This window comes from Maribacter sp. (assembly GCF_016744255.1).
In the GTDB taxonomy this organism is placed as follows: Bacteria; Bacteroidota; Bacteroidia; order Flavobacteriales; family Flavobacteriaceae; genus Maribacter_B.
Map to the genome: position 1 here is coordinate 1 of NZ_JADGES010000040.1, position 17,647 is coordinate 17,647.

The following is a 17,647-nucleotide window of genomic DNA, read 5'->3' on the forward strand; positions in this document are numbered from 1 at the left end:
AGATGATGGGCATGGAGATAAAGAAAGTTTTGGATATGCTAATAAAATGGAAAGCACAGATGATCTCTTAAAAAAATTACGAAAGGATGAAAATTTTAAAATTGATGAAGAAGCATATGTAAAAGCACGTCTTTTTGATATGCTTATTGGCGATTGGGATAGGCATGTAGATCAATGGAGATGGGCACAATTTAAAGACAAAAAATCAGGAGAAACGTTGTATAGACCAGTGCCTAGAGATAGAGACCAAACCTTTTCTATAATGGGAGATGGTGCTTTTATGAATTTAGCAACAAGAGTAATTCCGTCACTTTCTTTAATGGAAGGGTTTAATGAAGAAATTAGAAGTGTAAAAGGGTTTAATGGTTCTCCTATGACTTTTGCCTTAGATATGGCATTGCTACCAGAAACTAATATAGAATTATGGTTGAAACAAGCAGCATATCTACAAGAAAACATAACCCCAGAAATAATAGATAAAGCTTTTTTAAATTTCCCAGAGGAAATCAGAGGAGAGCGTATCGAAGAGTTAAAGAGAGTTTTATTATCTAGAAAACGGAGTTTAGTAGAAACGGCGAAAATATACTACCAATCACTAAATAAATTTTCTACTATTACCGGTACCGACAAAGATGATTATTTTACGATACTAGGACAAGAGAGCGGTAAAATAAAAGTGGAAGGGCATAGAATTAAAAATGGAAAAAAAGGCAAACAATTTTTTAGCAAAGTATTCTCAAAAAGTGTAACTAAAGAAATTTGGATTTATGGTTTAGATGATGATGATTATTTTGAAGTTAAAAATGTCTCTAGAGATATGCCAAAGGTTAGAATTATTGGTGGTCAGAATAACGATATTTATGATATAGTTAATAGCAAGGGAGTCTATCTTTATGATAATAAGCTTAAAAAGAATACGCTAAAAAATACACAAGGAGCTAAAGTCCGTTTTACCACGGATTATGAGGCGAACACCTATCAACCTATAAAATTAAAAACTACAACGAATCAGCTAATACCAACTATAGGAAGTAACCCTGACGATGGTTTTAGATTGGGCATCTCTAATATATATACCTATGAAGGATTTAGGCAAAACCCCTTCACAAGAAGACATATTTTAAATGCACAATTTTATTTTGCTACAAGCGGTTTTGATGTGCAGTATAAAGGAGAATTTGCAAATGCAATAGGTAAGGCAAACTTAGAATTAATGGCTAAGTTAACAAGTCCAAATTTTAGTATAAATTTCTTTGATTATGGGAACGATACCGAAAATTTGGATGATGATTTAGATTTGGATTATAATCGTGTAAAATTAGCAACTATAAAGTTAGCGCCTTCCATAGTCTGGAGAGGAGAATTGGGGTCTAAATTTAGGACAGGTGTTTCTTATGAATCTATAGAGGTAGAAGAAACGGGAAACCGATTTATAAATACTTTTTTGGAGGCTAGCGAAATAGAAAATAGTAGAAGTTTTGTTGGTGTAGATGCGGAATACAGCTATGAGAATATGGACAATAAAGCTTTCCCTACTTTGGGTATGGCAACGGCATTACAGGCAGGGTATACTAGCAATGTAAGTGGGGTAATAGAGAGTTATGGGTATATAATACCTAGCCTTTCTATTACATACAAACTGGTTCCTAATGCACGTTTGGTACTTGCAACTAAATGGAAAGCACATTTTAATATTGGTAATGGCTATGAATTTTATCAAGGAGCTAGTATAGGCGGGCTAGATGGGTTACGTGGTTATAGAAATCAAAGATTTACGGGTAAAACAGCATATTATCAAAATACAGATATACGCTATAGTTTAAGGCGGATTAAAACAGAGTTGTTGCCAATTACAATGGGTGTTTATGGCGGTTATGATTACGGAAAAGTTTGGTATCCAGGTTTGGATTCAAACCAATGGCATACATCTATAGGTGGAGGATTCTTTTTAAACGCATCGGATATAGCAGCAATAAAAATCGCGTTATTTAGTAGTGATGAAGGAGTCCGTTTTTCTTTTGGAGTAGGCTTTGGTTTTTAGGAGCTAATTCAGATTAATGGAGTACATGTTTCTACCGGTTGGGCCTTTTTTTTCATCAGACAATAACAAGGTATTTTTGTTTAAAAAGCAAACAGATTCTAATTGATTAGTAGTGCCTAAATCTATAACCTTTATTTTTCCTTTAGAAAATTCATCTCCAGTAAAATCACTTACAACGAATAATTTTCCATAGCTAAGAAGAACCAACTGGGTGCTATCTGGTGAAATGTCTGCGGAAGTAATTTGGCAAGTATTCCAGTCCTGACAAATATTGAAAGTATCTACTAATTGAGCCTCGTGATTTCCCTTTGTGGCGGGAATCTTATAAACAAAAGCCTTTCCATTAAAAGGATGTGCACGGTTTTTGGTAACTAGGTATAAATAATGGTCTTTATAAAAGAGGGCTTCAGAATCATAAAACAAATGTTTCTTTTTGGGAGGGAATTTTTTTTGCTCTGGATAGTAAAATTTTATTTCTTCGGCTTCAATTTTATTTCCTTTTTCTTTTTCAGGATTTGCTATTTTGTAAATAACTAAATCTTTGCGTTTATTCTCGTTGTTCCCAATATCGCCAATGTAAACATTGCCTTTATTGTCTTTAGTTAAGTCTTCCCAATCTTTATTTTTGGCATTTTTTATTTCTAGAGTATTTGTAATTTTTCCTTTAAAATTGGTTTGGTAAATTTTGTCAGCATTACCACCATCTTCCACAAACCAAACAAAGTTTTCGTTAAAGGAAACAATACCAGAGTTTTCAGTAAGTTGCTTAGGTAAGTCTGTGATTACCGTTAATTTCTTGTTGTTAATACAGCTAACAATAGAAATTAAAAAAATGGTAGTAATTATTTTGTAGAACATTTTTTTTGTTGAGTATATAAATATCGGAAATCTTCTATGAAATAGCGTTAAATCTTATTTTTTATTTAGAAACAAAAAGGGCTAAATATTAAAAGTTGATTAAACTTTAGTTACGAACTAAAGCTTATGAAAACGATTTCTTAAAAGGCAACATGCAAAAAAAAAAAATGAGTTAATAAATCTTGTGATTTATTGAGAATAATCTAATATATTTCAAGAACAAACCAACAAACAATTATAAAATGATAGGAATAATTTCTTTTGTAGGCTTTACTGCATTAGTAGCAATTGTATCGTATTTAGCTACAAGAAACACTAACGAAAAATCTTCTGATGGTTATTTTTTAGGCGGAAGAAGTTTAACTGCAGGGGTAATTGCAGGATCACTACTTTTAACTAATTTATCCACAGAGCAAATCGTTGGTTTAAACGGTAGTGCGTATAAGGATGGTTTATCTGTTATGGCTTGGGAAACTTTGGCAGCTATTGCCATTGTGGCAACGGCTATTTTTTTATTGCCTAGATATCTTAAAAGTGGACTTACTACAATTCCTCAATTTTTAGCAGATCGCTTCGATGTAACTACCAAGACCATAACATCGGTACTTTTTTTAACAGGGTATGTAGTTGTGTTGCTCCCTGTAATATTATATTCGGGATCCGTTGCAATTAGTGGTATGTTCGATGTTCCTACATTATTAAATGTATCGAATTCAACAGCATTGGTAATTTGTATTTGGGGAATTGGAATTATAGGTTCTGTTTATGCCGTTTTTGGAGGACTTAAAGCAGTCGTGGTATCCGATTCTATAAATGCCATAGGTCTTTTAATAGGAGGTGTTTTAATTCCTATCTTCGGTTTAATGGCAATAGGTGATGGGAGTGTTTTTAATGGCTTAGATACTTTGGTCTCTGCAAATCCTGAACGTTTCGATTCTACAGGAAATGCAGGTCAAGAAGTTCCGTTTAGTACCATTTTTACAGGAATGATGTTAGTACAATTATTTTATTGGGGAACAAATCAGCAAATTATTCAACGAGCCCTAGGAGCAAAGAGTCTCGCAGAAGGGCAAAAGGGTCTGCTTTTAGCCTCTTTTTTAAAGATATTAGGACCTATAATATTGGTATTGCCAGGGATGATTGCATATCATTATTTTGATGGCGGATTAGCGTCTAGTGATTTAGCATATCCAGAATTGGTTCGTGCAGTATTACCTAAGCCCCTTGTTGGCTTTTTTGCAGCAGTATTATTTGGAGCTATTTTAAGCTCTTTTAATAGCGTTTTAAATAGTTCGGTTACACTTTTTGGAATAGATATTTATAAGGAACATATTAATAAAAATGCACCAGAAATAACAGTGGTTAAGTATGGTAAAATATTTGGAATATGTTTAGCATTAGCGGCAATGTTTATTGCACCATTAATTGCAAATGCAGGTAGCTTATTTAATTATTTACAACAAATAAATGGAATATATAGTATACCAATATTTACGGTTATTGTAATTGGTTATATGACCAAAAGAGTACCAGCAATTGCAGCAAAAATTGGAATTGTATCTGGTTCAGTTCTGTACATAATTAGCCAATTTTGGTTGGGACCTTTGAAAGTGGAAAAAGCATTAACATTAGCAAAAGAATCAGGAGTTACAGATCCAACAGCATTGCGATTGGTAGAAGCAGAAGCATATCCACATTTCTTGCATATTATGGCATTATTATTTGTTTTAAATTGTGTGATAATGATTGTAATCGGATTAGTTTACCCTAGAAAAGAAGCTTTTATATTAAAATATACAGATCAAGTATCTATTGAACCATATAAGTATGTTAAACAATTTGGTTTAGTAATTTGTGTTATTGTAATAGGTATTTATGCATATTTTGCGAAATAAAAATATGTGGTAATTTGATGGATAATCAAAATTGTTTAACTAAAATTAAACCCCTAAAATATTGTTTTATAATATTTTAGGGGTTTAATTTTAGTTTTTTTATAGGAGTAAATTTTGGAACAAAAAGTATTAAAACTTAAATAGACCGGAAGGCTATTTTTTTAATAAAACTTATGAAAGCAGGTATTAAGGAAAAAGGACGATACCATTAAATAGCATATACAATGAATAAAGTAGGGTTTATTTTCGATTTAGATGGCGTAATTGTAGATACCGCTAAATATCATTTTTTAGCTTGGAAAAAACTTGCGAACGAGCTAGGTTTTGAATTTACAGAAGAACAAAACGAAATGTTTAAAGGCGTAAGTAGAAAACGTTGTATGGAGATTCTGCTAGATATAGGGAATATAAAAGCTACTCAAGATCAATTTGATACTTGGATGGGAGAAAAGAATGTAGACTATTTAGCATATATAGAAAATATGAACGCTTCTGAAATTCTGCCAGATGTACCTAAAATTTTAAAGTTTCTAAAAAAGAATAATTATCCAATCGCATTAGGATCGGCAAGTAAAAATGCAAGACCAATTCTAGAAAAAGTAGGTTTATTACATTATTTTGATGCTATTCTGGATGGAAACAATGTAACCAAAGCAAAACCTGATCCTGAAGTATTTTTATTGGCCGCTAAAGAATTAGAAATATCACCAGAAAATTGCGTGGTATTTGAGGATGCCGTTGCTGGAATCGCAGCAGCAAATTCTGCAAAAATGATAAGTATAGGGATAGGAGATAAAACGATACTGTCTAAGGCACAGTATAATTTTAAGGACTTTACAGAAATGAGTGTAGATTTTATAAAGGAAATAATTGGCAATTAATGAATCAGGATTATATAAAACCAGATAGCTGGAGTATTATAGAAGAAGGTTTCGATGCAGAACGAGTAAAATCTTCAGAGAGTTTATTCAGCATAGGAAACGGAGCCATGGGACAACGTGCTAATTTTGAAGAAAAGTACTCTGGAAGTACTTTTCAAGGAAGTTATATTGCAGGAGTATATTATCCAGATAAAACTCGAGTAGGTTGGTGGAAAAATGGCTATCCAGAGAATTTTGCAAAAGTGCTAAATGCACCCAATTGGATAGGTATAAATGTTACTATAAATAAGGAGGCGTTAGATCTAAATACTAGCAAAGAGGTTTCCGATTTTAAGCGAGAGCTAAATATGCAAGAAGGCTTTTATAAAAGAAGCTTTAGAGCAACTTTGTCTAATGATGTTCAAGTAGCTGTTTCGATTACAAGATTCTTAAGTTTAGAAATCGATGAAGTAGGAGCTATTTCATATACTATTCAAATTTTAAATGCGGATGCGGAAGTAAAATTTGAACCGTATTTAGATAGTGGAATTACCAATGAAGATAGTAATTGGGACGATAAATTTTGGAATACCATAAAAATTTCAACCCATACAAATAGAGCTTTTATCGCTTCGCATACAATGAAGACTAATTTTCAGGTCTGTACTTTTATGCAAGCAAATGCTATATATAAAGGAAAAGAAGTTGAGGTTTCTAAAGGGTGTACATCCGAGGTGTTTACGAGTACAATATTTAAACAAAATGTAGTTAAAGGGGAGAAAATTACCTTATATAAATTTGGTGGTTATACCGTTTCTAGAAACCATAAAAAAAATCAATTACAAGCTGCTGCGAGTAGTGCATTAGACAAGGCCTATGAAATAGGATTTAACCAATTACTAGAAAACCAAAAACGTGCTTGGGCAAGTATTTGGGAAATGAGCGATATTGCTATTACAGGCGATGTTAAAGCACAACAGGCAATACGCTTTAATATTTTTCAATTAAACCAAACGTATTTAGGAACAGATTCTAGGTTAAATATTGGTCCAAAAGGATTTACGGGTGAAAAATATGGAGGTAGTACCTATTGGGATACCGAGGCCTATTGCATCCCATTTTACATGGCAACTAAAGACCAGTTAGTAGCTAGAAAATTACTTAAATATAGGTTTAATCACTTAGAAAAAGCCATTGAAAATGCTAAAAAACTAGGCTTTAGTAATGGTGCTGCACTATACCCAATGGTAACCATGAATGGAGAAGAATGCCATAATGAATGGGAAATTACTTTTGAAGAAATTCATAGGAACGGAGCAATAGCATTCGCCATTTACAATTACTTTAGATACACAGGAGATTACAGTTATATTCCAGAAATGGGTTTAGAGGTATTAATTGGTATTGCTCGTTTTTGGCAACAAAGAGCAAACTTCTCTAAGAGGAAAGAAAAGTATGTAATCTTAGGAGTAACTGGGCCTAATGAGTATGAGAATAATGTAAATAATAATTGGTATACTAATTACCTAGCTAAATGGTGTATAGATTTTGCGGTAGAGCAATTAGAAAAAGTGAAGCAAGGTTATCCAGAAGATTATTCTCGGATTATAGGAAAAACAAATATTACAGATGTAGAAACGGAACAGTGGCAAGAGGTTTCCAGTAATATGTATTTTCCATATTCTACTGCCGATGGAGTTTACCTGCAACAAGATGGGTTTCTAGATAAAGAACTTATACCCGTATCTAATTTAGATAAGATAGACAGACCTATTAATCAAAAATGGAGTTGGGACAGAATTTTACGTTCCCCATATATTAAACAGGCAGATGTCTTACAAGGATTTTATTTTTTTGAAAACCATTTTAGCCAAAAAGAATTAGAAAAACATTTTGATTTCTATGAGCCATTTACGGTACATGAGTCTTCTCTTTCTCCTTGCGTACATAGCATACAAGCAGCTAAATTAGGAAGAATGGAGCAAGCGTATAATTTTTATTTACGTACTTCTCGTTTAGATTTAGATGATTATAACAAAGAAGTAGAAGAAGGTTTGCATATTACTAGTATGGCGGGTACTTGGATGAGTATAGTAGAAGGTTTTGCTGGTATGCGTATTAAAGAGGACAAACTTTCTTTTATACCAAATATTCCTAGACAATGGACTTCCTATTCTTTTAAAATAAATTTTAGAAATAGAATTATAACTGTTAATGTAGACAACCAAGGAGCAAGTTTTACCGTTGGCGGAGACCAGGAAATGAGTATTCGTGTACATGGTAAAAAAGTAACGCTTATACCTGGAGAAGCAATAGAAGTTAAAAATTAGGATATAGTTAGTATGGCTGAAATAATTTTATATTCAGAAATTTACAGACCAAATCTAAAGTCTAATTAAACAATGAAAAAGGTTACAAACAATAATACTGTCTAAAACCTAACTTCGTAACTTTAAATTTCAATATACTAAATGAAAGTCTGTATAGCCGAAAAACCATCTGTAGCACGAGAAATTGCTGCCGTTCTTGGATCCACCACCAAACGTGATGGGTATTACGAAGGTAATGGCTATGCTGTAACTTATACTTTTGGGCACCTTTGCACGCTTAAGGAGCCAAACGATTACAAACCGCATTGGAAAAGTTGGGATCTAAATAATTTACCAATGCTGCCAGAACGCTTTGAAACCAAAGTGTCTAAAGATTCGGGTATTACAAAACAGTTTAAAATTATAAAACAATTATTCGATAAAGCAACTGTTGTTATAAATTGTGGTGATGCTGGGCAAGAAGGAGAATTAATACAACGTTGGGTTTTAAACCAAGCGAATTATAAAGGTAAGGTAGAAAGACTTTGGATATCTTCACTTACAACCGAAGCCATAAAAGAAGGTTTTAAAAACCTAAAACCATCTGCAGATTACGATAATTTATATTATGCCGGTTTTTCTCGTGCCATCGGAGATTGGCTTTTAGGCATGAACGCTACCCGATTATACACTTTAAAACATGGCGGATATAAACAAGTATTATCTGTTGGTCGGGTGCAGACACCTACGTTAGCCATGTTAGTTAACCGGTTTAAAGAGATAGAGGATTTTAAACCACAACCGTATTGGGAATTGCAAACCCTTTATCGCGATACTTTATTTAGCTATGAAGAAGGACGTTTTCTTAAAGTTGAAGATGGAGAAAAACTGGCAAAAATTGTAAAAGAGCACGATTTTGAAATTGTTTCTACAAAAAAGAAGGCAGGCAATGAATATGCACCAAAGCTATTCGATTTAACAGGATTACAAGTCTATTGTAATACTAAGTTTGGTTTTAGTGCAGACGAAACATTAAAGATTGTTCAAAAACTATACGAGCAAAAAGTAGTAACCTACCCCAGAGTAGATACCACATTTTTACCAAATGATGTGTACCCAAAAGTACCAGGAATATTAAAAAAATTAACTAAATATGCTCCATTAACGCAGTCGCTACAAAGTAAAAAAATAAAAAAAACAAAAAAGGTTTTCGACGATAGTAAGGTTACAGATCATCACGCTATTATTCCAACAGGGATTCAAATCAATTTACAATATAATCAGCAACAGGTTTACAATATTATTGTACTTCGTTTTATTGCTGTGTTTTATCCAGATTGTAAAGTTTCTAATACCACAGTTATTGGTAAAGCCGAAAAAGTAAATTTTAAAACTACAGGGAAAGAGATTTTAGAAAAAGGTTGGCGTGTTGTATTTGAAAATCCAAATGCACCATCTAAAGAATCTGGAATGTTGCCAACTTTCAAAAAAGGGGAAAAAGGACCACACGAACCTTCTTTTTTAGAAAAACAAACCAAGCCACCAAAGCAATATACCGAGGCTTCACTCCTACGTGCAATGGAAACGGCAGGAAAACAGGTTGATGATGATGAACTTCGTGAGATTATGAAAGAGAATGGTATTGGCCGCCCTTCTACACGGGCCAATATTATTGAAACATTATTCCGAAGAAAATATATAAAACGAAATAAAAAGCAAGTAATCCCTACAGTTACTGGTATTCAATTAATAGATGCCATTCAAAATGAATTATTAAAATCTGCCGAACTCACTGGTAAATGGGAGAAGCAGTTAAAAGACATTGAAAAAGGAACATTTAGTGCAGGTAGTTTTATTAAGCAAATGAAACAAATGGTAGATCGTTTGGTTTATGAAGTTAGAAGCGAAACTAAGAAAGCTAATATTTCAGCAGTAAATAATAAACCCATTGGCGCAAAGAAAAGAGTAACTAAGGAAGCAAGTGGAATAACATCCGAAGAATGCCCTAAATGTAAGAATGGTACTATTCTTAAAGGGAAATCTGCTTATGGTTGTTCCGAATTTCAAAAAACATGCGATTTTGTTATTCCATTTATTTTTGAAGGTAAAACCATTTCAGAAAAACAGTACATTCGACTGCTCCAAAAAGGGTGTACCGTAAATTTAAAAGGTTTTAAGGTTAATAATAACTCTATGGAAGGGCTCATTCGGTTCGATGAAAATTATAAACTAAAATTGGAGCTTAAAAAACAATCATCCTCTAAAAATCTTCCTGTTTCGAAAAAATCTTCCGAAGATAATAGCTGTCCAAAATGCAACAAAGGAACTATTATAAAAGGAAAAACAGCATATGGTTGTAGCCAATATAAAGCGGGTTGTGATTTTAGGTTTAGTTACGATTCCGTTCGTGAAAAAGCAAAAGGACAACTAACAAAGGATGTGGTTTTTAAAATACTTAGAGGAGACTAAATGTTTTGGTATTCTAGTAAAAGGATGATATTAAAACAATCAATTGGAAAATTAATGTTTCTGACTCTCTAGAAATAGAACAATATAAGAGAGTTATGGAAAAGAAGAATTATTCGGGAGTTAAAAAAGAGTATTAGTTAAATTAGCTAATGTTAAAGACATTGAAATAAGGTTTTAATAAACGATGATTAAAAAACAAAAAACAGTAGTGTACCAGGTTTTTACAAGGTTATTTGGTAATACCAATACCACTAATAAGCCTTGGGGGACTATAGCTGAAAACGGCGTAGGTAAATTCAATGATTTTTCTATAAAAGCATTAGAGTCTATTAAAGAATTAGGTGCTACCCATATTTGGTATACAGGTGTGCCACACCATGCACTGATTAAGGATTATACAGCAATTGGTATATCTAATGATAACCCAGAAGTGGTAAAAGGAAGAGCAGGTTCTCCTTATGCAGTAAAAGATTATTACAATGTAAATCCAGATTTAGCGGTATATCCTGAGAATAGATTAGAAGAATTTAGAGCACTAATACAACGTTCCCATACCGTAGGTTTAAAAGTAATTATAGATATTGTTCCTAACCATGTTGCTCGTAAATATGAAGGTTCATCCAACCCTATTGGAATATCTGATTTTGGAGCAAATGATGATACTACGGTAGCATATCATAAAAACAATAATTTTTATTACATACCAGGGCAAGCATATAAAACGCCTAATTGGCAAGATGGGTATTTACCTTTGGGAGGAGAAAAAAATGATTTTAATAAGGAGCCGTTTAATGAAAATCCAGCCAAATGGACAGGTAATGGTTCTCGTTTATCCCAACCGAATGTAAATGATTGGTATGAAACGGTTAAAATTAATTATGGAGTAAGACCAGATGGCACCAGAGATTTTGATCAACTACCATCCAATTTTAATGCAAAAAATCACAAAGAACATTACGTGTTTTGGCAAGATAGAGAGGTGCCAGATTCTTGGCTTAAATTTAAAGATATAGCATTATACTGGCTAGACTTTGGAATAGATGGTTTTAGGTATGATATGGCAGAAATGGTGCCAGTAGAATTTTGGAGTTATATGAACTCGCATATAAAAAATAAAAACCCAGAAGCCTTTTTAATGGCAGAAGTTTATAATCCAGATTTGTATAGAGATTATATTCATTTGGGTAAAATGGATTATTTGTATGATAAAGTAGAACTTTATGATGGACTTAAACATATTATGAAAGGGTATGGGTGGACAGACCATATTCCTGTTGTTCAGAATAATTTAAAAGATATAGAACACCAGATGCTTCATTTTTTAGAAAACCATGATGAGCAAAGAATTGCAAGCCATGCATTTGCGGGCAATGCAGAGATTGGTAAACCAGCAATGGTAGTTTCTGCAACTATAAGTACGGCACCAACCATGCTTTATTTTGGTCAGGAAGTAGGGGAGCCAGCTGTGGAGAATGCCGGATTTGGAAGCCCAACCAGAACTTCTATTTTCGATTATATTGGAGTGCCATCTTTTCAAAGATGGGTAAACAATAAGAAATTCGATGGCGGGCAATCTACAGAGGCAGAAAAGCAATTAAGAGATTTTTATAAAAGACTATTAAATTTTACTGTAAATAGTAGCGCTTTAATGGGCGAGTACCAAGAAATACATTTTTATAATAAAGAGCATACTGAAAATTACGACCACCGTGTTTTTTCTTTTGCACGTTGGGACAAGGATGAAAAATTAATTATTATATCTAATTTTGATGCAGAAAAAAACTATAGCCTAGACTTAAAATTACCCGAAAGTATGGTTAAATCCTGGGGTTTAATGAATGGTAGTTATGAGTTAGAAGAGAAGTTATACGGAAAAATAAATCCTACTTTAGAAGTTAAAAATAGAGAAGGGAGTATAAAAATAGATTTACTTCCATTAGAATCTTTTATCTTTCAGATTAAATAAGAATAGTATACTTTTTTAATATATAATTATGTCAAAAATTTGGTTAACAATAATTTTAATACCCTTTATTAGTTGTACAAATATGAACACACCATTAGTTATAGGTCATAGAGGAGCAATGGGTCATGAAACAGAAAACAGCTTAGCTTCCATTCAAAAAGCATTGGATTTAGGTGTTGACATGATCGAGATTGATGTTTTTAAAATAGATAGTAAAGAAATAGTAGTTTTTCATGATGAAACTGTGGATAGGCTAACGAATGGCCCTGGTAGAATTGAAGATTATAATATTGTTGATTTAAGTAAATTGGTTTTAGATGGGGGGCATAAGATTCCCATGCTCCAAGATGTGCTAAAATTAATAGATAATAAAGTAAAATTAAATATTGAAATAAAAGGGAAGAATACAACAGATCGTTTAAATTTTATTATTCAATATTATATTAAATCTAGAGGATGGTCCCCAGAGAATTTTATAGTATCTAGCTTTAGATGGGAAGAACTTAAAGAAATGCGAAGAATTAATAGTGATATAAATTTGGCGATTTTAACAGAGGATAACCCTTTAGAGGCGCTATCCTTTGCTAAAGAAGTAGGTGCAGTAGCCATAAATCCTCATTTCAAGGATTTAAACGAAGAAGTGGTAGAAGCCATTCATAAGGATGGTTTTAAAATTTATACATGGACCGTAAATAAACCTGAAGATATAAAGTTGATTAAGGATTTAGGGGTAGATGGCATAATTACGAACTATCCAGAACGCGTTAATTAATGTTTGATGTTTTAATAATAGGCGGAGGAGCTTCGGGTTTTTATGCAGCCATACATATTGCAGAGAATAATCCAAATTTAAAAATTGGGATTTTAGAAAAAGGAAAAGATGTATTAGCTAAAGTTAGAGTTTCTGGTGGAGGCAGATGTAATGTAACACACGCGGAATTTGACCCTAAAGAATTAACCAAAAATTACCCCAGAGGAGAAAAAGAACTCCTAGGACCTTTTCATAAATATTGTAGTGGAGATACGATTGGTTTTTTTCAGGATAGAGGCATTGCTTTAAAAATAGAAGAGGACGGAAGAATGTTTCCAGAATCGAACTCATCACAAACCATAATAGATTGTTTTTTAAATGAAACGTCTAAGCTAGGGGTAAAAATACTAAAGCATAGTGCGGTAACCAATATAGAATTTATAGAAGAATCGCAAGATTGGAGTATAACAACCATTAAAAATAAGTATCCGTGTAAAAAATTATTGATTGCGACAGGCAGTAGCCCTAAAATATGGTCTATTTTAAAGACCTTAGGACATACTATTGTTCCTCCTGTACCTTCTTTATTTACGTTTAATATTAAAGATGAGCGTATTACGGGTATTCCAGGAGTTAGTACTATAGCTCGTGTAAAAATAGTGCCTAAAAAGAAGTATCAAAGTAAGATAACAGTGGAGTTAAAAAGCAAAATAGTTGTAGAACCTTTATTAGAAACAGAAGGCCCATTATTAATTACCCATTGGGGAATGAGTGGTCCGGCAATTTTAAAATTATCCGCTTGGGGGGCAAATATATTACACAATTTTAATTACAAATTTGACATTGTAGTGAACTGGCTTCCGCAATTTCATGAGGGTGCTGTTATAGACTATCTTTTAGAAATTAAAGAAGTAGAAGCAAAAAAGACAGTTCTTAGAACTAAGGCTGTTGAGGTTCCAAAAAGACTTTGGATAAATTTGGTGAAAACTTGCGGTATTTCGGACCAAATAAAATGGGCAGATGTTACTAAAATTCAACTGCAAAGTTTAGCAGAGCAATTGACTAATTGTAAATTTAGTGTAGATGGGAAAAGCACTTTTAAAGATGAATTTGTTACTGCTGGAGGAGTAGATTTAAAAGAGATTAATTTTAAAACCTATGGTAGTAAAAAAATACCAAATTTATTTTTTGCAGGGGAAGTTCTAAATGTAGATGCTATTACAGGAGGTTTTAATTTTCAGAACGCATGGACCAGTGGTTATCTTGCTGCGCAAGGAATATTATCCCAATTTAATGAAGACTAATACAAAAACATATATTGCTTTATTAAGAGGTATTAATGTAAGCGGACATAAAAAGATTAAAATGGCCGATTTACGTTTTCTTCTAGAAAAAGAGGGCTTCACCAATGTAAAAACCTATATACAAAGTGGTAATGTAATATTTAGCGGCAAGGAAGAAGAGAGTACTAAATTAGAGCATCAAATTAGGGCTTTAATTAAAAATAATTATAAATTTGAGGTTCCTGTTCTGGTTAAAACAGCAGAACAGATAAAGGCAATATTAGCTAAAAATCCATATAAGGATACCGAAGATTTAACAAATAATAAGATTTATTTTGTGCTGTTGAAAGAAACCCCAAATGTGGAGAACATTACTGTTTTGTCTTCTATTCCGTTTGATAATGAAAAACTTGTTATTACTCCCAATTGTGTGTATTTAAGATGTGCTTTAGGAGCAGGAAAAGCAAAGTGTACTAATAATTTTATAGAGAATAAATTGAAAGTTTCGGCAACTACAAGGAACTATAAAACGATGCAAAAGGTTCTAGAATTAGCATTAGTTTAATTCCCATATTTTATAGTTTAACAGCGTAGCAAAACTTACCCAAAGAATATACGGAATAAGCATATAGGCAGCTGTTTTGTTTACCACTTTAAACCATTTAAATGTAAAGGTTAGCATAACTAGAAGAGCAATTATTATAAATAGTGCCCCAAGAGGTTCTTTTAAACCAAAAAAAACGATACTCCACAAGGCGTTAAGCAGAAGTTGAAACCCAAAATGGTATAAGGCTGTTTTAACCCATAAATGATAAAATCCCTTCGCCCAAACAAGACCTGCTGCTACACCCATTAAAACATATAAAATACTCCAGACAGGTGCGAAAAGCCAATTGGGAGGGTTAAAAACTGGCTTATTTAGGGTAATGTACCAATCATTCACAGAGCTTTGTGTAACAAGACTAGATAAGAAACCTATTACCAAACAGACTCCAACAGATATAGCAATATAGAGTAGCTTCTTTTTCATAAATACAGGAGTTTACTCTAAAGTAGTAATTTATTTTAATTAGCAACAATCTTAAAAGCACTTAAACTTTATCTTTGTAAAAAAGAAACGGAATGACCGAAAAAGATTTTATCCCTTCGGAGTACAAATATCAAATAGAGGAAGGTGAAGTAACTTGGAAATCGCCAAGTAATATAGCATTGATAAAGTACTGGGGTAAAGAAGCAAATCAGATTCCCGCTAATCCATCCATAAGCTTTACGTTAAATGCCTGCGCAACAACAACAACGGTAACGTATAAAAAACAAAAAGAAGAAGGTAAAGAGTTTTCGTTCGATTTGTTTTTTGAAGGAAACCTTAAAGAGGATTTTAAACCAAAGATTAATACTTTTCTTAAAAGAGTAGAAGCGTATCTTCCTTTTTTAAAAAAGTATCATTTTATAATAAAAACATCTAACTCTTTTCCACATAGTAGTGGTATAGCATCTTCGGCAAGTGGGTTATCTGCCTTAGCATTAGGGCTTATGTCCTTAGAGAAAGAGTTAAATCCAGAAATAACAGAAGATTATTTTACAAAAAAAGCATCTTTCTTAGCGCGTTTAGGTTCTGGTAGTGCAGCAAGGAGTATAGAAGGAGACTTAGTACAATGGGGTGCATATAATGGAATTGAAAATAGCTCTAATTTGTATGCTATAAAATACCCGTACAACGTACATTCTGTATTTAAAAAATACCACGATACTATTTTATTAGTAGATAAAGGTCAAAAAGAAGTGAGTAGTACGGTGGGTCATAATTTAATGCATGGACATCCATTTTCTAAACAAAGGTTTGCACAAGCACATGATAATTTAACGAAGCTTAAAGAAGTTTTTGAAACGGGTAATTTAAAAACGTTTATAGAAATTGTAGAAAGTGAGGCATTAACATTACATGCTATGATGATGACTAGCCTTCCGTACTTTGTACTAATGAAACCAAATACTCTTGAAATTATTAATAAAATTTGGGAGTTTAGGAAGAAAACAAATACGCATGTTTGTTTTACGTTAGATGCAGGAGCCAATGTCCATGTACTATATCCAGAGTCCGAAAAAGAGGAAATCTTCCAATTTATTAAGGATGAGTTAGTTGCTTTTTGCCAAAACGGGCAGTATATTTGCGACCAAATAGGATTTGGAGCAAAAAAAATGTAACTTATTAATCATATAAGTGTCTAATAAGCGTTATACAATCTGTTTTGAATCAATTTTTACTAAATGAAAGGTCCTTTATTTTATTCTAAAATATTATTATTCGGAGAGTACGGAATCATAAAAGACTCCAAAGGTTTATCTATTCCTTATAATTATTTTAAAGGAGCATTGAAGATGGACGAGAACCCTTCTGAAACTGCAATAGAGTCTAACATTCATTTAAAGAATTTTACAGTCTATTTACAGAAAATAGAAAAAGAATCTCCAGAATTATTTTCTTTTAATTTTGAAGCTTTAACTAAGGATGTTAATGCTGGAATGTATTTTGATAGTTCTATCCCTCAAGGATATGGCGTAGGCAGTAGTGGAGCCTTGGTTGCCGCTATTTATGATAAATATGCTAGTGATAAGATTACCATTTTAGAAAACTTAACAAGAGAAAAATTGTTAAGGCTTAAATCTATTTTCGGAACAATGGAATCTTTCTTCCATGGAAAGTCTTCGGGCTTAGACCCATTAAATAGTTACTTAAGTCTACCGATACTCATAAATTCTAAAGATAATATAGAATCTACAAGTCTTCCATCACAGAATAAAGAAGGCAATGGAGCGGTATTTTTATTAGATAGTGGTATCATTGGAGAAACCGCACCTATGGTAGAACTCTTTATGGATAAAATGAAGAGTGAAGGTTTTAGGAATATGTTAAAAGACCAGTTTATAAAACACACGGATGCCTGTGTAGAAGATTTTATAAATGGTAACGTTAAGTCTCTTTTTGGTAATTTAAAACAACTATCTCATGTGGTTTTAGATAATTTTAAGCCGATGATTCCTTCTAAATTTCATCACTTATGGAAAAAAGGAATTGAAACTAACGACTACTATCTTAAATTATGTGGTTCTGGTGGCGGTGGATATATTCTTGGATTTACCCAAGATATTGATAAGGCTAAAAAAGCACTCAAAGATTATCCGTTAGAGGTGGTATACAACTTCTAAATTATAAT

General features: G+C 32.8%; 12 protein-coding genes and 1 pseudogene. 11 read left to right on the plus strand and 2 right to left on the minus strand.

The annotated features are described in order from the left end of the window. Nucleotides 1–2,041 (plus strand): annotated as a pseudogene (locus tag QZZ51_RS08605) (phosphoesterase); the annotation flags it as partial. Between the two features lie 3 nt (nucleotides 2,042–2,044). Here QZZ51_RS08605 and QZZ51_RS08610 read toward each other — a convergent pair. Further along, nucleotides 2,045–2,899 (minus strand): hypothetical protein, encoded by an 855-nt coding sequence (locus tag QZZ51_RS08610; RefSeq protein ID WP_291868661.1) that lies wholly within the window; start codon nucleotides 2,897–2,899, stop codon nucleotides 2,045–2,047. Between the two features lie 242 nt (nucleotides 2,900–3,141). Here QZZ51_RS08610 and QZZ51_RS08615 point away from each other — a divergent pair, with 242 nt between their 5' ends. The 8 genes from QZZ51_RS08615 (at nucleotide 3,142) to QZZ51_RS08650 (ending at nucleotide 14,997) form a co-directional block, all read left to right on the plus strand. Continuing rightward, nucleotides 3,142–4,794, plus strand: coding sequence for a solute:sodium symporter family transporter (locus tag QZZ51_RS08615; RefSeq protein WP_291868664.1), 1,653 nt, complete (start codon nucleotides 3,142–3,144; stop codon nucleotides 4,792–4,794). Between the two features lie 224 nt (nucleotides 4,795–5,018). Further along, a complete protein-coding gene (gene pgmB / locus QZZ51_RS08620) occupies nucleotides 5,019–5,675 on the plus strand; it encodes a beta-phosphoglucomutase (RefSeq protein ID WP_291868667.1) in 657 nt (218 codons plus the stop codon). Continuing rightward, the gene (locus QZZ51_RS08625; protein ID WP_291868670.1) at nucleotides 5,675–7,984 is read left to right on the plus strand and encodes a glycoside hydrolase family 65 protein; all 2,310 of its coding nucleotides are present in this window, start codon (nucleotides 5,675–5,677) and stop codon (nucleotides 7,982–7,984) included. The genes pgmB and QZZ51_RS08625 overlap by 1 nt, the downstream gene beginning before the upstream one ends. Nucleotides 7,985–8,125: 141 nt before the next feature. After that, on the plus strand, nucleotides 8,126–10,432 hold the full coding sequence (locus tag QZZ51_RS08630) for a type IA DNA topoisomerase (RefSeq protein ID WP_291868673.1): 2,307 nt from the start codon (nucleotides 8,126–8,128) through the stop codon (nucleotides 10,430–10,432). Between the two features lie 184 nt (nucleotides 10,433–10,616). Beyond that, nucleotides 10,617–12,398 carry an alpha-amylase family glycosyl hydrolase gene (locus QZZ51_RS08635; RefSeq protein WP_291868675.1) on the plus strand — a complete coding sequence of 594 codons (1,782 nt, stop codon included), beginning with the start codon at nucleotides 10,617–10,619 and terminating at the stop codon, nucleotides 12,396–12,398. An 82-nt stretch (nucleotides 12,399–12,480) separates the two neighbouring features. Next, entirely contained in the window at nucleotides 12,481–13,170 is a 690-nt protein-coding gene (locus QZZ51_RS08640; RefSeq protein ID WP_291868678.1) for a glycerophosphodiester phosphodiesterase family protein, read from the plus strand. Continuing rightward, a complete protein-coding gene (locus tag QZZ51_RS08645; RefSeq protein WP_291868681.1) occupies nucleotides 13,170–14,453 on the plus strand; it encodes an NAD(P)/FAD-dependent oxidoreductase in 1,284 nt (427 codons plus the stop codon). The genes QZZ51_RS08640 and QZZ51_RS08645 overlap by 1 nt, the downstream gene beginning before the upstream one ends. Further along, a complete protein-coding gene (locus QZZ51_RS08650; RefSeq protein WP_291868684.1) occupies nucleotides 14,443–14,997 on the plus strand; it encodes a DUF1697 domain-containing protein in 555 nt (184 codons plus the stop codon). The genes QZZ51_RS08645 and QZZ51_RS08650 overlap by 11 nt, the downstream gene beginning before the upstream one ends. Here the strand turns inward: QZZ51_RS08650 and QZZ51_RS08655 are convergent. Next, a complete protein-coding gene (locus tag QZZ51_RS08655; RefSeq protein ID WP_291868686.1) occupies nucleotides 14,989–15,462 on the minus strand; it encodes a TspO/MBR family protein in 474 nt (157 codons plus the stop codon). The two genes, QZZ51_RS08650 and QZZ51_RS08655, sit on opposite strands and share 9 nt — an antisense overlap. Nucleotides 15,463–15,554: 92 nt before the next feature. Between QZZ51_RS08655 and QZZ51_RS08660 the strand changes: the two genes are divergently transcribed. Beyond that, a complete protein-coding gene (locus QZZ51_RS08660) occupies nucleotides 15,555–16,637 on the plus strand; it encodes a diphosphomevalonate decarboxylase (protein ID WP_291868689.1) in 1,083 nt (360 codons plus the stop codon). Nucleotides 16,638–16,700: 63 nt separating this feature from the next. Continuing rightward, on the plus strand, nucleotides 16,701–17,639 hold the full coding sequence (locus tag QZZ51_RS08665; protein ID WP_291868692.1) for a mevalonate kinase: 939 nt from the start codon (nucleotides 16,701–16,703) through the stop codon (nucleotides 17,637–17,639). Nucleotides 17,640–17,647: the final 8 nt, after the last annotated feature.

Bases quoted from the DNA above. Each gene is read 5' to 3' on its own strand.
- QZZ51_RS08625 (WP_291868670.1), top strand. From the start codon at position 5,675: ATGAATCAGGATTATATAAAACCAGATAGCTGGAGTATTATAGAAGAA.
- QZZ51_RS08630 (WP_291868673.1), top strand. From the start codon at position 8,126: ATGAAAGTCTGTATAGCCGAAAAACCATCTGTAGCACGAGAAATTGCT.
- QZZ51_RS08645 (WP_291868681.1), top strand. From the start codon at position 13,170: ATGTTTGATGTTTTAATAATAGGCGGAGGAGCTTCGGGTTTTTATGCA.
- pgmB (WP_291868667.1), top strand. From the start codon at position 5,019: ATGAATAAAGTAGGGTTTATTTTCGATTTAGATGGCGTAATTGTAGAT.
- QZZ51_RS08615 (WP_291868664.1), top strand. From the start codon at position 3,142: ATGATAGGAATAATTTCTTTTGTAGGCTTTACTGCATTAGTAGCAATT.
- QZZ51_RS08635 (WP_291868675.1), top strand. From the start codon at position 10,617: ATGATTAAAAAACAAAAAACAGTAGTGTACCAGGTTTTTACAAGGTTA.
- QZZ51_RS08655 (WP_291868686.1), bottom strand. From the start codon at position 15,462: ATGAAAAAGAAGCTACTCTATATTGCTATATCTGTTGGAGTCTGTTTG.
- QZZ51_RS08650 (WP_291868684.1), top strand. From the start codon at position 14,443: ATGAAGACTAATACAAAAACATATATTGCTTTATTAAGAGGTATTAAT.
- QZZ51_RS08610 (WP_291868661.1), bottom strand. From the start codon at position 2,899: ATGTTCTACAAAATAATTACTACCATTTTTTTAATTTCTATTGTTAGC.
- QZZ51_RS08660 (WP_291868689.1), top strand. From the start codon at position 15,555: ATGACCGAAAAAGATTTTATCCCTTCGGAGTACAAATATCAAATAGAG.
- QZZ51_RS08640 (WP_291868678.1), top strand. From the start codon at position 12,481: ATGAACACACCATTAGTTATAGGTCATAGAGGAGCAATGGGTCATGAA.
- QZZ51_RS08665 (WP_291868692.1), top strand. From the start codon at position 16,701: ATGAAAGGTCCTTTATTTTATTCTAAAATATTATTATTCGGAGAGTAC.